Annotated in this window: 1 protein-coding gene; it reads left to right on the top strand. The window is 69.0% G+C overall.

The genetic code is table 11. The annotated features are described in order from the left end of the window. A partial coding sequence (locus ACXAIC_RS24815; protein WP_475187122.1) for a transposase occupies positions 1-484 on the top strand: 484 nt, incomplete at both ends.

The following is a 484-nucleotide window of genomic DNA, read 5'->3' as shown; positions in this document are numbered from 1 at the left end:
ACCGGACGGTGCTGAAGGCCCGTCAGCACCTGGTCCGCCAGCGCCGCGATACGGAAAATGCGATCCGCGGGCTGCTTGGCGCGTTCGGGCACCGCCTGCCCAAGGGAGTTGGCAAGTTCGCGGCCCGTGTGCAGGCGGTCCTGCAGACATGCCCTGCTCTGACCGGCATTGTCGGCCCCTTGCTTGAGGCGCGGACGGCTTTGATCAGATGCCTGGACGAGTTGGACGGCACGGTCAGGGAGCGCGCTTCGCAGAGCCCGGCCTGCCGGCTGCTGATGACGGCACCGGGCGTGGGGCCGGTGACGGCGCTGGCTTTCGCGGCGACCATCGACGATCCGGCCCGGTTTGCCAAATCGCGCTCGGTGGGGGCCTATGCCGGGTTGACCGCGCGGCGCAACCAGTCGGGGGAGATGGACTGGTCCGGGCGCATATCAAGGCATGGCGATGCGATGCTGCGCAGCCTGCTCTTTGAGGCGGCCAGCAG

The sequence above is a fragment of the Roseibium sp. AWQ4_254 genome (genome assembly GCF_056161025.1).
Note: the sequence above shows the minus strand (reverse complement) of the source record. Positions and strands in the feature narration are given on the sequence as shown.